The sequence below is a fragment of the Aquilutibacter rugosus genome (assembly GCF_036541335.1).
In the GTDB taxonomy this organism is placed as follows: Bacteria; Pseudomonadota; Gammaproteobacteria; order Xanthomonadales; family Xanthomonadaceae; genus Aquilutibacter; species Aquilutibacter rugosus.
On sequence record NZ_JAZHBO010000002.1, the window covers coordinates 541,150 to 554,400 of the forward strand.

Sequence of the window (13,251 nt, forward strand, 5' to 3'; positions counted from 1 at the left end):
ATGCGAACCCTCATTATCGCAATTTCTATCGAAACGGGCCACGGAATCCGCTATTGTGGTCATTCGTATCACTTCTGTACCCGTTGCCATGCCGACCGTTTCCCGTCCTATCAACCGCGATCCGGAACATCAGCCGCAGTTGCCACGTAGGAGTCGCCTGTGGCCTTGGGCGCTGGCCGGGATTGCAGTCGGGATTGCCGTTGCAGCGTTTCTGATCTTTCGCGGCAATGATGCCGATTTTTATCGTGCCAATGGCGTCGCCCCTGCGGCTGACGGTCCCGGCTATGCGCCCCTGCCCGTCCCGGGTGACGAGGCGCCTGAGGTCACTACCGCCGACCCAGCTGAGGGCCTAGGCGGTCTGCTGAGCGGCAACCAGCCGTTCATCATCAATGATCCCAAGCCCACGGCCCCGGCGCCTCGCGCTCCTGAACCGGGCCCGATAGCGTCACCAACCGCTCCCGCCGCACCCAAGCCGGCCGTCGTCAATTCCCAGGCGCAGGTGTTGGCCGATCAGTCGCCTTCACCCGAATATCCGGCCGATGCCTATCGTCGTCAGGAACAAGGTGCAGCCAAGGTGCGCGCAACCGTGGACGCGCAAGGCAATGTCATCGAATCCAAGCTCGAAGTCACCTCACGCTCCCGATCATTAGACCGTGCTGCCGTAGCCGCCGTACGCGACTGGAAGTTCAAGCCGGCCATTCGCGATGGCCAGCCCGTCCAGAGCGACGCCATCGTCTCGGTTGAATTTACGCTCGACTGATCTGCAGCGGCGCCTGCCGTTGCAGTAATTGCTCGGCAAACTCGGGATACGAGGTCCCGACATTCTCGACGTTCAACACCGTACCGGGCAATGCGCGCGCCCAGTTGAGCATCGCCAGCGACATGGCAATCCGATGATCGCCATGGGATGCAATCGCCGCTGCGTGTAAGCTCAAGCCGCCTTCGATTCGTGCACCATCGTTGGTGGTCTGTACCTTGACACCCATTGCGCTTAAGGCATCGGCCATTACCTGCAACCGATCGGACTCTTTGTGGCGCAACTCCGCAGCACCGCGAATCGTAGTGACGCCACTTGCACAGGCCGCTGCAACAAACAGAATCGGAAACTCATCGATCATGTCAGGCACGCAGTCAATCGGCACCTCGATGCCGTGCAGCTTGACGGCGCGCACACGCAAGTCTGCGACGACATCCAGACCCTGATCGCGGGTATTCAGCACCTCGATATCGGCGCCCATCAAACGCAGAACGCGCAACAGACCGGCACGACGTTCACTAATGCCGACCGACTGCAACACGAGATCCGAGCCCGGGATCAGACTGGCGGCCACCAGCCAGAACGCCGCAGATGAAAAATCGGCCGGCACATCCCAGACTTGCGCCGCCAACTGCTGCGGCGGCTGCAGAACGATCAGGTCCGACTCGATACGGACATCGCAGCCCATGCGCAACAACATGCGCTCGGTATAGTCGCGTGTCGGTCGCAGCTCGCGCACCGTTGTCGGTTCGCTCGCATACAGACCCGCAAGCAGAATCGCTGACTTGACCTGCGCACTCGCCTGCTCGGGTTGAATATCAATGCCGCTTAGCACTCGTCCACCGACGATGTGCAAGGGCGCCAGTCCCGACTCGCTCTCAATGCGAGCACCCATCCGCGTCAGAGGATCGATGATTCTCTGCATCGGTCGCACGGACAAAGACTCATCACCAACGAGGCTCGTATCGAATGATTGTCCGGCCAACAATCCTGCCAGCAGACGCATAGCGGTACCGGCGTTGCCGCAATCCAAAGGGCCTGTCGGAGGCTTTAAGCCATGCAGACCAACCCCTTGCACCAGCAACTGATCCGTTTCGCCGCGCACAACATTCACGCCGAGCTGCTCAAAGATCCGTAGCGTAGCCAACGTGTCGGCGGCAGGCAGGAAACCGTGAATTTCAGTGGTGCCCTGAGCGATCGACCCAAGCATGACAGCGCGGTGTGACACGGATTTGTCGCCGGGGATTCGCAGCGACCCTAGCAGGGGCGCCGGCTCAGTGCCCGCGAACGACCAGGATGACTCAGCCATGACGTCGCTTGAAATCTGTCATCAGCTCCGCCAATGCATCCACACCTTCCTGCGGCATCGCATTGTAGATCGAAGCCCGAATGCCACCGATCGCCTTATGCCCCTTCAGGCCGATAAAGCCCAGGCGCTGACTTTCCTGCACGAACAGTGCGTCCAGGTCCGCGCTCGGCAAAAAGAACGGTACATTCATGATCGATCGGGAATCGGGCTGCACGTTATTGCGATAGAAGCCGTCGGAACCGTCAATTACTTCGTAAAGGGTGTGTGCCTTGCGCTCATTGCGTTCACGGAATGCCCGCGTACCGCCCTGCTCCAGCATCCAACGGACAGTCAGACCCAGCAGATACCAGTTAAACGTCGGCGGTGTGTTGAGCATCGAATCGCGTTCTGCCTGCAACGCATAGCGAAAAATATCCGCGCGCGGCTGGCCCTCGCGCTCGAGCAGATCATTGCGCACGATCAGCACGGAGATACCGACCGGGCCGAGATTCTTTTGCGCCCCCGCATAGATGGCACCAAGGCGTTCAATCGCCATCGGCTCCGATGCAATGCTCGAGGACGCATCGGCTATCAGCGGCGGCGCGTCAGCCGGAAGAATCGGCACTTCTCGCTGTGCAATGCCGTGTATCGTCTCGTTGGCGGTGTAATGCACGAAGGCCGAGTCCCGGCTCCAAGTCCATTCGGCCGGATCGGGCGAGCGGTCGAACGGCGCCGGCTGCGCGGCGATCTGCACATTGACATAAGGACGCGCCTGCTTCAGTGCGGTCTGACTCCAATGGCCTGACACCACGTAATCCGCACGCTGATTAGGTGCCGCAAAGTTGAGCGCCAGCAATGCCTGAATGGTGGTCGCGCCACCGGCGGTAAACAGAACCCGATAATTATCGGGAATCGCCAGCAAGGTGCGTAAGTCGGATTCAATGCCGCGCGCCAGCTCCATAAACGGCGCGCCGCGGTGACTGAGCTCCATAACCGATGCACCCTGACCGTTCCAGTCCAGCAGTTCGCGTTGCGCCTGCCGCAGCACCGACGGCGGCAGCATCGATGGACCGGCACTGAAATTCCAGGGCTTTGTTTGCATGTAAATTGGTTTCCTGATCGGTGCTTAGCGCGGAGCGTAAAGAATCAGCGCAGTCACCAGCGCCGAGATCAATGCACAACTGCCGACGAGCCAGGCGAGACGAACCACCAGCTTGCGTTGCCCCTGCTGCCGCTCATATTCCAGAGCATCCAGTCGCTGCAATTCGAGCTCAGCATCCCAATCTTCCGGGCGGTGCAACACGACAAAGTCCGGGGACTCGAGCACAAAGCGATGCTTGCCCGCCAATTGCCACTGATCGCCCGCTTCAAGAATGGCCTCGGGGCGAAGCAGTCCGTTGATGCGACTCTCGACATCGGCTGCTGCACGAATCCGCAGTCCGTTTGCTGTCGGCTCCGCTGTAGCAAATTCTGCTGCCACTCCCGCATGCAGACCCACGCGCACATCGGCCTGTGCATGCGAACCGATTGACATCACCGACGTCACCGGGATGGACTGGCCGTAGTAGTCACCGCTCAATCCGCGTAACGCAAACGAAGGCAAGCCCGTCTCGGATGCACTCTCGCCCTCGGGCTCGCGCCCCCCAACCTCACCGGTCAGATATGCCGATTGGCCATCGACAAACAGTCGATCGCCGGGGCGAACCCAGGCCAGACGCTGCACGGGTCGCCCGTTCAGGTGCACGGCATTACGACCCGCATACACATGCAGCCAGCAACCAAAGGTGTCCGCTGTGAGTTTGATGGTGGCAGTCGCCGACTCCTCATTAATCAGACGAAGGCCTTGGCCGCCCTGATCGGGATCGCCGGAAAGTCGCAACCCGACCTCGGTCACGGCCACCGCCTGATCGGTCAGATTGGAATCACGAAATTGCAGCTGTAAAGTGCTCACTTCCCGCAATTTAACACGCCATCACCGATAATATGAAGCCCGTTTCTCCATTGCTTTGCGCATGAGTCAGATTTCAATCGAACAAACCCATTCTCTGCAACCCGAAGCCGTGCGCGCTGCCGTCGACACACTGACCGAAAAACTCCGATCGCGCTTTGGTGCCAACACACAATGGGCAGACGAAACGCTGCAATTTAAAGACGGCGGTGTTGAAGGCGAGATCCGTCTGCTTCCGGGTCGCGTCCATGTGGTGGCCGAATTGGGCATGATTTACGGCCTGATGAAGGGCCCGATCGAATCCGAGATTCGTCGCGTGCTCCAGGAACAGCTCGGCGCCTAAATACCAAATAGAAACGCCGGCATCGCGCCGGCGTTTCCTTTGTTGGCTGCCGATCGGTTAGTGCTCGCGCACGCCCAGCTCATTAAGCGCGCGAATCATGGCGTCGCGGGCACCATCGGTCAACGCTTCGTGGTCAAGCGCAAACCGGATTGTCGCTTCGATCAGACCCAGATGCGAACCGCAGTCAAAGCGCGTACCCAGAAAGCGATACGCCAGCACCGGATGGTCCACCAGCAAGCGCGCAATCGCATCGGTCAGTTGAATCTCGCCACCGGCGCCCGGCTCCTGCGACTCCAGCAAGTCAAAAATCTTGGGGTCCAGAATGTAGCGGCCAACCACGGCCAGTCGGCTCGGCGCCACCTCCGGCTTGGGCTTTTCGACTATGGCCTGAATCCGTCCGAACCGATCCGCGAACTTCGGCACATCGACAATGCCGTAGCTACCGGTCATTTCCTGCGGTACGTCTTCGACCGCAATCACGGAGCTGCCATCGCGCTCGGCGATATCCGCCATTTGCGCGAGCGCACCGGCACCGCCACGGTTCCAGATCAGGTCATCGGGCAGCATCACCGCAAATGGCTCGTTACCCACAATCGGTTTGGCGCACAGCACAGCATGCCCTAGCCCCAGCGCTTCTGCCTGCGTCACAAACACGGCGCGCACACCGGACGGCAACACCTCACGCACCAGCTCCAGCTGCTTGAGCTTGCCCGAACGTTCCAGCTTTTGCTCCAGTTCGTAGGCTTTATCAAAGTAATCGGCGACCGCATGCTTGTAGCGGTTGGTGACGAAGATCAGCGTGTCGCAACCGGCCTCAATGGCCTCATCGACCGCATACTGAATCAGCGGCTTGTCGACAATCGGCATCATCTCTTTGGGCACGGTCTTGGTGGCCGGCAAAAAGCGGGTGCCCAGTCCGGCGACGGGGAATACGGCCTTGCGGATACGTTGCGTCTTGCTCATATCGCTCCATGCGACGATTCGTTCATCACATTGTACGGGATGGCCTATGACACATCCCTCACGCAACGGGACGAAATTTACTCAACAAAAAAGCCCCCGCCTTACGGCAGGGGCCATGAATCTGGTGCTCGGTGCAAGGATCGAACTTGCGACACCTGCCGTGTGAAGGCAGTGCTCTACCGCTGAGCTAACCGAGCATGTTCCGATTTGGTACCGGCGATAGGACTCGAACCTACACGACATCTCTGCCAGTGGATTTTGAGTCCACCGCGTCTACCATTCCGCCACACCGGCAAATCGGACGAACGATTCTATCAGGACTGACCTGAATACGCAAGTCAGAGGTCGGGCCAGTGTAGCGCCTTCGACCAGGGCCACCAGCCCTGACCGGTAATGGCGTACACATCGGCAGCGCGCTCAAACCGGTTAGTCCAGTGCACACCTCCATGCATAAAGTACAGTGGCAGAAACAGTGGGCCTAACGCCATGTACTGAAAGACATGCGCACGCTCGTGTGCCGAGAGCAGAATCGCGGGCTCCTCGCCTTTGCCCGCACGGTGCGCATAGGTCAGGCACGGCGAATCCAGGTCGGAACCGGTATAGAGGATGACGTTACCTAAGGTAAGCGCCCCACCCGGCCCCCACGGCACGCCATGAAACACCAGCGCCATGTCGGCTCGACGCCAATGCCAGTGCGCGCCTTGAGCCATCGCCGCCGCGCCCGCCATTAGGCCGACCAGCGTGTTGGGCAAGGTCCACAGCACGCCCAGAGCCAACCACAGCCATCGCAGATATAGCATCAGAGCGCGTGAGACCTTAGCGCGCAGCGAGCCACTGATGGATATTCTCCGGCACGTCGCGCTGTGCACGCGATGACACGTAAATGCCGATGTGGCCACCGCGAAACGACATTTCGGAATAATCCTCTGAACCGATCAGACCACCGAGCGCCTTTGACGCCTCGGGCGGAACCAGGTGATCCTGCTCGGCATAGATGTTGTAGACCGGACATTGCACACGCATCAGGTCGATGGACTGACCGCCAACCGTAGCCGTGCCGTTGACTAGACCGTTGCCCTGGAAAAACTCAGTGGTGAATTCGCGGAAGGCTTCGCCGGCCTGATCCGGTGAATCAAAGATCCATTTTTCCATGCGCAGGAAATCTTCCATGGCGCGCGGATTATCGAGAATATCGACCATGCCGACATATTTCTGCACGAACAGACGCCAGGGTTTGAGCGTCAGGTAGGTGAAATTCATCATATCTGCCGAGACATTACCCACGGCGTTGACCAGCAAATCGGCATCGACGCCACGAGTCCAGTTGGACAGCATGTTGTCGCGCGTGTGAAAGTCCACCGGCGTGACCATGGTGATGAGATTGCGGATCTTGTGCGGGAACAGCGAGGTATAGCAGAGACTGAACACACCGCCTTGGCAGATGCCCAGCAGATTGATGCGATCCTGACCACTGCGTTCGCGCAGGGCATCGACCGCACCGCCAAGATACCTGACGATGTAATCCTGCAGTTCCAGATACCGATCGGAACGATCGGCATAACCCCAGTCAATTACATAGATATCTTCGCCGCGTTCAAGCAGGCCGCGCACGATGGACTTATCGCTTTGAAGATCGACCATGTAGGGACGATTGACCAGCGCATAGCTAATCAGCAGCGGCACCTTGGAGCGCGAGGGCTTGTCACCCTTGAACCGATACAGCACCACTTTGCCGTCACGCCAAATCTCTTCGCGTTCGGTCGCGCCGTAATGCACTTCATCCATCTTGGCGAAGGTCTCGGCGGCTGCGCCCAGCTTGGCCCCCACCTGGCGGAACTCATTGGCCAGCGACTCGGGAGTGAAATGAATCGGCGAAGCAGCGGCGTGGTCGTTGGAATCCGTCATGATCTGTTCGCTCCGTGCTTATCGGCGGGTCGTCTTGCGTACAGCGGCCTTCTTACTGACCGTTTTCTTTGCGGCCTTCTTGGCGACCCTTTTAACTACGCTTTTCTTTGCGACTTTCGTTGCGACATTCTTCGCCACCTTCTTTGTCGCCGTCTTTGTCGGCTTCTTTTTCGCCGTCTTTGTCGGCTTCTTTGCGACTTTGCGCGTTGCTTTTTTCACGGCCGTGACCGTCGGTGCCGCGATCGGTTCGCCGGACTGGCGCAAGGCATCTTTCAATTGGCGCACTTCGCGCTCGAGTATCGTCAGTTTGCGGTATGCCGCATCGATCTCAGTGCGACCGGGAATTCCGAACGCGGCCGTTGCACGTTCGATCTCCGACTGCACTGCCAGTCGCACGCGCATTTGCGTATTCACCAGATCCCCGTAGGCGGCCCGGTATTCGTCGCCAAGGGCAGCTTCTTCGAATGCGGCCTCTGCAGCGTCGACCCATACATCGAACAGAGCGCGTGTGGACTCAATCACATTGCCCTGCTCCCGACGGGTCTCCAGTGCCGCTTCAAAGCGATCGAGCGCGTCAGTATTCACGGTTCCAAGCAAGGTACTGAACTGCGCCGCGGCGTCGCGGTATTCCTGCACAAAACGCGCCAGTTGCTGCCAACGCTCCTGGTGCTCCCGCATGAAACCGAAGGCCGGCATATCGCCTGATCCACCCGCTTGCGCACGCATCCAATCGAGCACCGGCTGCACCTGGTTCAACCAGACGGAAAAGTCCTGATGATTGAACTGCTGCATAGCAGAGAACATGCGGTTGAAGCCATCGCCACCGGCCTGCTCCAGCCATTGCTGCCATTGCGCGCGAATGGCCTTTGCATCGGGCGCCTTGTCCAGAAACTCCGAAGCCATTTGCTGCAGGCCGGCCAGCCACTGCGCGCCTTGCCCGCTGAACTGACGCATTGCATCCTGCAAGGGGTCACGCGGTGCGAACGCCGCGCCAAAACCGAACGGCATGCCGGCGCCCGTTCCAAAGCCACCCGGCATCGCGCCGCCAAATGGCGAAGCACCGAAAGGCGAGGCGCCGCCGAATGCCGATGCACCGAACGGCGAGGGGGCGAAACCCGCAAACGGATTACCGGCCGCGGCGGGCGAGCCGGTCATACGGGCCCATTGCGCGTACTGTTCCTGCCATTGCTGCCAGGCATCACCGGCCTGATCCATCCACTGCGCCGGATCGAAATTGCCAAAAGGGTTGGAATTGGACATGGATGAACTCCGGATGCGGAAGCAGAAAATGAAAGGCCGTTAGTGCGGTCTTATGGCTTGGGTATGTGCAGGGTCTTGCTGATCATCAGCGAACCCGACAGGGCGTAGAGCAATACCAACGGATGCAGTTGCCATGGGCCTAACTGCACCATGCCACCCCAAAGTTGCGTGCCGATGTCACCGCGCTGCAGCGCCACGAACAGAATGATCACCAGGACCAGACTTGAAGGAATCGGGGTGCCTTCGAAATATTTCACTTTGCCCTTGTCGCCGGTCAGCTGTTCGGCAGTGACGTTGAAACGGGCCAGTCGGCTTACACCGCAACAGACAAAGTACGACAGCACAGCCCAGTCCCAGCCACCCTGCATACCGCAGGCATAGGCCAAGGCGGCCGGAGCTACACCGAACGAGATGACATCGGCCAGCGAATCGAGCTCGCGCCCCAGAACCGACGCGCTATTGCGCCAGCGCGCCACATAGCCGTCGAACACATCAAAGATGAATGCCAACGGGATCAGCGCCATGCCGATCATCAGATCGGAATGAACACCCTCCTGCAGAAACCGCATGGCCGCAAAAATCGCGCCGGTGCCGCAGAACGCGTTGGCCAGTGTGAACCAGTCGGCGAGATGGAACCCGCGAATCATGCTGAAGTGTTTTTTCATTGCATCAGGATAACAATCATTTCCGACACAAACAAAAACGGACCCCCGAGGGGGTCCGTCGTAACTTTGAATCGAAGTGGAAACCTTAGGCTTCGACTTGCGGTTCCAGGTCCTTCATGGACAGGCGGATACGGCCTTGCTTGTCCACTTCGAGCACCTTGACCTTGACGATATCGCCTTCCTTGAGTTTGTCCGAGACCTTTTCGACGCGTTCGTTGGAGATTTGCGACACGTGCACCAGACCGTCTTTGCCCGGCAGGATGGTCACGAATGCACCGAAGTCCATGATCTTGGCGACCTTGCCTTCGTAGATGCGGCCCGGCTCGACATCGGAGGTGATCTGCTCGATGCGGGTCTTGGCATCTTCGGCAGCCTTGGCGTTAACCGAGGCGATCACGATGGTGCCGTCATCCTGGATATCGATCTGGGTGTTGGTTTCCTTGGTGATAGCCTGGATGGTCGAACCGCCCTTGCCGATCACTTCGCGGATCTTGTCCGGGTGAATCTTGATGGTCAGCAGACGCGGAGCAAACTCGCTCAGCTCACCGCGCGGGGTGGTCAGGGCCGAAGCCATTTCACCGAGGATGTGCAGACGACCGGCCTTGGCCTGTGCCAGCGCAGCCTTCATGATCTCCTCGGTGATGCCCTGGATCTTGATATCCATCTGCAGTGCCGAGATGCCTTCGGTGGTACCGGCAACCTTAAAGTCCATGTCGCCCAGGTGATCTTCGTCACCTAGAATGTCGCTCAGAACGACGAAGTTATCGCCTTCCTTGACCAGACCCATGGCGATACCGGCAACCGGTGCCTTCATCGGTACACCGGCGTCCATCAGTGCCAGCGACGAACCGCAGACCGAAGCCATCGACGAGGAACCGTTGGATTCCGTGATTTCCGACACCACGCGGACGGTATACGGGAATTCTTCCATCGAAGGCATCACAGCCAGCACACCGCGCTTGGCGAGACGGCCGTGGCCGATTTCGCGACGCTTAGGTGCACCGAAGCGACCGGTTTCACCGACCGAGTACGGAGGGAAGTTGTAATGGAACAGGAAGTGTTCCTTGTACTCACCGCTGACTGCATCAATGATCTGACCGTCACGGGCAGTACCCAGTGTGGCCACAACCAGAGCTTGCGTTTCACCGCGGGTAAACAGTGCCGAACCGTGAGTACGCGGCAGCACGCCGACGCGCGAGGTGATCGGACGCACGGTGTCCAGTGCGCGGCCGTCAATACGGATCTTGCTGTCGAGCACGCTGTCACGCATGGTGCGGTATTCGAGCTCGCCCAGTTCCTTGGCGATATCGGCGTCCAGCCAGCCGTTAGCGGCCTTGCTGTCTTCGAGCGCAGCAGCCGCATTTGCCTTGGCCAGTGCCAGGGCGTCACGACGCTGATGCTTGTCAACAATGCGGAAGGCTTCGGACATGGCCGAACCGGCAGCAGTCTTGACGGCATCAATCAGCGAGGTGTTGCGTTCCGGGGCAACCCAGGTCGAAGTCGGAGCACCGGCCTCGGCAACGAGTTCGTTGATGGCCTTGATCGCAGCTTGCATTTCGCGGTGACCGAACATCACGGCACCCAGCATCACGTCTTCGGACAGCAGGTTGGCTTCGGATTCAACCATCAGCACGGCCGATTCGGTACCGGCAACCACCAGTTCCAGATCGCTGCTTTGCAGTTCGGTGATGGTCGGGTTCAGGATGTACGCGCCGTCGCGGTAACCGATCTTGGCAGCACCAATCGGACCTTGGAACGGCGTACCGGCCAGAGCCAGCGCAGCCGAGGCACCAAGCAGTGCCGGAATGTCGCCGTCGACCTCAGGGTTCAGCGAGATCGTCGTAGCGATGATCTGCACTTCATTCTTGTAGTCTTCCGGGAACAGCGGACGGATCGGACGGTCGATCAGACGCGAGATCAGAGTTTCCTTTTCAGTGGCGCGGCCTTCGCGCTTGAAGAAGCCACCCGGGATACGGCCACCGGCGTAGAACTTTTCCTGGTAGTCAACAGTCAGTGGAAAGAAATCCTGACCTTCGCGTGCCGACTTGGCTGCAACGGCGGATACGAGGACGACGGTATCGTCCATGGTGACCATAACGGCGCCACTTGCCTGACGGGCGATTTCACCGGTCTCGATGGTGACCTGATGACGGCCGTACTGGAAGGTCTTGGTAATCTTTGCCACTGTGTTTTCCTTGCTGATTTTTGCTGGATGATCCGGCGGACCCCTGTCCGACCGGTGTGCCGCTTACGCGGCGGGTACTACGTGTAACGGAAAAACCGCGGGCCGTTGCGGGTCCGCGGTTTCTTGTATTGCTTAGCGGCGCAGACCGAGCTTTTCGATCAGAACCTTGTAACGGTCGGCATCCTTGCGCTTGAGATAGTCAAGCAGGCTACGGCGACTGTTAACCATCATCAGCAGGCCACGGCGCGAATGGTGATCGTGCTTGTGTTCCTTGAAGTGACCCGTCAGATGGTTGATGCGGGCGGTCAGCAGAGCGACTTGCACTTCCGGCGAACCGGTGTCGTTTGCGCCGCGCGCGAATTCTTCGATGATTTTTGCGGTGTCGATAGACATATTGGATTCCTTGACGCGGATCCGGCAGACACCCTGACTTTGCGGGGTACCGCCTGAATCGCCTAAAACAAAAAAGGCATCGGGGATTGCCCGAGGCCAGCGATATTGTCGGTTAGTTGCCGACGTGCCGTATTATACGCCCATTCTCGCACTGCAACAAGTCGGTAATAACAATCTGTTACTGATGCAGGTCCGAGCGCGAGACCCAGGAAAACAGTCGCTTAGCAGCTACGGTTCCGTCCTCGCGGACTTCGACCAAGCCGACCGCGGTGCCATCGACTGCAAGCGCCAGGTGCGGCCCTGCGGCCTGCGTAGCACCGAGTTCCGGCGTGATCCGCTTGCCATGACTCAACGCCTCGACCTGCTGCCCGTTCAGCTTCAGCCGGGGCCATTGTTCCGCCGGCAGCGCCTCTTCGATCGGCAGCAGGATCTCCTCCAGACGGTCCGCCTCGGCGAGCTCGCGAATCTCTTCGAGTGTCCACATCCGGCGCTGTTCGAACGGCTCGACGTGCAGGCGGCGTAATTGCGTCACATGAGCGCCACAGCCCAGCTCCTCGCCAAGATCGCGAACGATGGAGCGAATATAAGTACCGGAACCGCAGGAAACGCGCAGTCGAAAGCCCGCGTCCGTCAGTTCCAGGATCTCAATGTCGTGCACTTGAACGGTGCGAACCGGCGCCTCGACCGACTCGCCCCGACGGGCCTTGGCATACAGCGGTTCCCCGCCCTGCTTCAGCGCCGAGTAAATGGGCGCGCGTTGTTCGATCTCACCGGTCAGGTTCAGACACAGACGTTCCAAAGTTGCACGGTCCGAAGGCACGACCGGCCGCTCGCGGATCACTTCGCCTTCGGAATCGTCCGTATCGGTGACCTGCCCGAGTTTGGCGGTCACTTCGTAGGTCTTGTTGTTGCCGAGCAGATAGCCGGCGACTTTACTGGCCTCGCCGAAGCACAACGGCAACATACCGCTGGCCAGAGGATCGAGAGCACCGGTGTGCCCGCCTTTTTCGGCGCGAACTGCAAATCGGACTTGCTGGAGCGCGGTGTTGGAGCTAGGACCCGAGGCCTTGTCCAGCAGCACGATGCCATGCAAAGGCCGCAGCGTGACGCGCGGCCGTTTTTCGTGACCCATTGCCTTTCGATCAGTCAGCGGAGGAGTCGCTGCCCTGACCCTCTTCGCTATCGTCAGCTGCAGCCGACGGCAGTGAACGCAGCAGGCGATCGATATGCTCGCCCTCGTCGAGAGAACGGTCGTAATGGAAATGCAGCTCGGGAACGTGGCGCAGCTTCATGGCGTGGGCCAGTTCGCGGCGGATCTCCTTGGCGTTTTCAGTCAGCGCCTTGAGTGCCTCTGCCGCACGCTCACTTTGCAGCGCGGTAAAGAACACCTTGGCGTGCGCCATGTCGCGCGTCAGTTCGACGTCGGAGACACTGATGCTCGGCCATCCGTTCTCGCGAACGGCCGAATGCACCAGTTGACCCAGCTCCCTGCGGAGCTGGGCGGAAACGCGGTCGGTCCGATGAAACGATTTAGTAGACATGAC

General features: G+C 59.4%; 14 protein-coding genes and 2 tRNA genes. 2 read left to right on the forward strand and 14 right to left on the reverse strand.

Annotation, left to right across the window (positions count from 1 at the left end):
* Positions 1–55 precede the first annotated feature (55 nt).
* Positions 56–760: an energy transducer TonB gene (locus V3390_RS07755; RefSeq protein ID WP_331704015.1), complete on the forward strand. Its 705-nt coding sequence runs from the start codon at positions 56–58 to the stop codon at positions 758–760.
* Here the strand turns inward: V3390_RS07755 and aroA are convergent.
* From aroA to V3390_RS07770, 3 genes are read right to left on the reverse strand one after another with little or no spacing between them, the layout of a single operon-like run.
* Positions 747–2,066, reverse strand: a complete 1,320-nt coding sequence (aroA, locus tag V3390_RS07760) for a 3-phosphoshikimate 1-carboxyvinyltransferase (RefSeq protein ID WP_331704016.1) — start codon at positions 2,064–2,066, stop codon at positions 747–749. The two genes, V3390_RS07755 and aroA, sit on opposite strands and share 14 nt — an antisense overlap.
* Positions 2,059–3,147: a 3-phosphoserine/phosphohydroxythreonine transaminase gene (gene serC / locus V3390_RS07765; RefSeq protein ID WP_331688741.1), complete on the reverse strand. Its 1,089-nt coding sequence runs from the start codon at positions 3,145–3,147 to the stop codon at positions 2,059–2,061. The genes aroA and serC overlap by 8 nt, the downstream gene beginning before the upstream one ends.
* 24 nt (positions 3,148–3,171) lie before the next feature.
* Complete coding sequence (locus tag V3390_RS07770) at positions 3,172–3,996, reverse strand: hypothetical protein (protein WP_331704017.1); 825 nt, start codon at positions 3,994–3,996, stop codon at positions 3,172–3,174.
* A gap of 61 nt (positions 3,997–4,057) precedes the next feature.
* Here V3390_RS07770 and V3390_RS07775 point away from each other — a divergent pair, with 61 nt between their 5' ends.
* Positions 4,058–4,336 (forward strand): polyhydroxyalkanoic acid system family protein, encoded by a 279-nt coding sequence (locus tag V3390_RS07775; protein WP_331704018.1) that lies wholly within the window; start codon positions 4,058–4,060, stop codon positions 4,334–4,336.
* A 57-nt stretch (positions 4,337–4,393) separates the two neighbouring features.
* Here the strand turns inward: V3390_RS07775 and galU are convergent, their stop codons facing one another.
* From galU to rbfA, 11 genes are all read right to left on the reverse strand, one after another.
* Positions 4,394–5,299, reverse strand: a complete 906-nt coding sequence (gene galU, locus V3390_RS07780) for a UTP--glucose-1-phosphate uridylyltransferase GalU (RefSeq protein WP_331688744.1) — start codon at positions 5,297–5,299, stop codon at positions 4,394–4,396.
* A 122-nt stretch (positions 5,300–5,421) separates the two neighbouring features.
* Positions 5,422–5,496: transfer RNA gene (locus V3390_RS07785), tRNA-Val, on the reverse strand.
* A gap of 11 nt (positions 5,497–5,507) precedes the next feature.
* Positions 5,508–5,593: transfer RNA gene (locus V3390_RS07790), tRNA-Leu, on the reverse strand.
* A 44-nt stretch (positions 5,594–5,637) separates the two neighbouring features.
* Positions 5,638–6,099, reverse strand: coding sequence for a hypothetical protein (locus V3390_RS07795; protein ID WP_331688745.1), 462 nt, complete (start codon positions 6,097–6,099; stop codon positions 5,638–5,640).
* A 16-nt stretch (positions 6,100–6,115) separates the two neighbouring features.
* Positions 6,116–7,204: a class III poly(R)-hydroxyalkanoic acid synthase subunit PhaC gene (gene phaC / locus V3390_RS07800; protein WP_331704019.1), complete on the reverse strand. Its 1,089-nt coding sequence runs from the start codon at positions 7,202–7,204 to the stop codon at positions 6,116–6,118.
* Between the two features lie 18 nt (positions 7,205–7,222).
* Positions 7,223–8,464 (reverse strand): poly(R)-hydroxyalkanoic acid synthase subunit PhaE, encoded by a 1,242-nt coding sequence (locus tag V3390_RS07805; RefSeq protein ID WP_331704020.1) that lies wholly within the window; start codon positions 8,462–8,464, stop codon positions 7,223–7,225.
* Between the two features lie 50 nt (positions 8,465–8,514).
* On the reverse strand, positions 8,515–9,129 hold the full coding sequence (gene pssA, locus V3390_RS07810; RefSeq protein WP_331704021.1) for a CDP-diacylglycerol--serine O-phosphatidyltransferase: 615 nt from the start codon (positions 9,127–9,129) through the stop codon (positions 8,515–8,517).
* 85 nt (positions 9,130–9,214) lie between these two features.
* Complete coding sequence (gene pnp, locus V3390_RS07815) at positions 9,215–11,314, reverse strand: polyribonucleotide nucleotidyltransferase (RefSeq protein ID WP_331704022.1); 2,100 nt, start codon at positions 11,312–11,314, stop codon at positions 9,215–9,217.
* Positions 11,315–11,446: 132 nt separating this feature from the next.
* The gene (gene rpsO / locus V3390_RS07820) at positions 11,447–11,707 is read right to left on the reverse strand and encodes a 30S ribosomal protein S15 (RefSeq protein WP_331688750.1); all 261 of its coding nucleotides are present in this window, start codon (positions 11,705–11,707) and stop codon (positions 11,447–11,449) included.
* Positions 11,708–11,885: 178 nt separating this feature from the next.
* On the reverse strand, positions 11,886–12,839 hold the full coding sequence (gene truB / locus V3390_RS07825; protein ID WP_331704023.1) for a tRNA pseudouridine(55) synthase TruB: 954 nt from the start codon (positions 12,837–12,839) through the stop codon (positions 11,886–11,888).
* A gap of 10 nt (positions 12,840–12,849) precedes the next feature.
* On the reverse strand, positions 12,850–13,248 hold the full coding sequence (rbfA, locus tag V3390_RS07830) for a 30S ribosome-binding factor RbfA (RefSeq protein WP_331688752.1): 399 nt from the start codon (positions 13,246–13,248) through the stop codon (positions 12,850–12,852).
* Positions 13,249–13,251: the final 3 nt, after the last annotated feature.